The 554-nt window shown below is 39.7% G+C and carries 1 protein-coding gene; it reads left to right on the forward strand.

Going from position 1 to position 554, the window contains the following annotated elements; translation table 11 throughout:
* Nucleotides 1-554: MFS transporter (locus tag KW850_RS32660; RefSeq protein ID WP_218351728.1), on the forward strand; the 554-nt coding region annotated here is incomplete at both ends.

Genomic DNA, 554 nt, shown 5'->3' on the forward strand with positions numbered 1-554 from the left:
CAGTCTCACGGATGCGCTTTGGAATCTTCCTACTTGCTATTGGATCATGGGGCATTGTATTTTCTGGTCTGACAGCGAATTTATTTTTGGTATGGGCCAGCATATTCATTCAAGCAATTGGCGGTGGATGGACGTTTCAAGTTGCTTTAAGGTTTGCCAGCCAGTTGCCGAAACCGGAAGAACGTCCGCGAGTCATTTCGGCATTTTATTTATGCGCCTACTCCGGATTCATAATTCCTCCTATTGGAGTCGGAGTGCTGACTCAATTTTTTAGCTTGAACTTCTCATTGATTATTCTAAATTTGTTTGCTTCGCTAATCGTTATCTATGTATTGATTTATTCAGTCAGATTTAATCGTTATTATTCTAAAGTTACGGATGAGGAAATCCAGGCAAAAAATGAAAAAACGCTATCAAGTAAAGAAGCTGAAACAGTACCTGGTACTGAAACGTCTAACCAACGGACAACTTTAAGCTATGATGAAAAGAATGCTGATTTTGATTTCCGCAAGGCTATCCAAGAAATCAAACGAGGGACTTTACATCCAAAAGCT

Source organism: Bacillus sp. sid0103, from assembly GCF_019219025.1.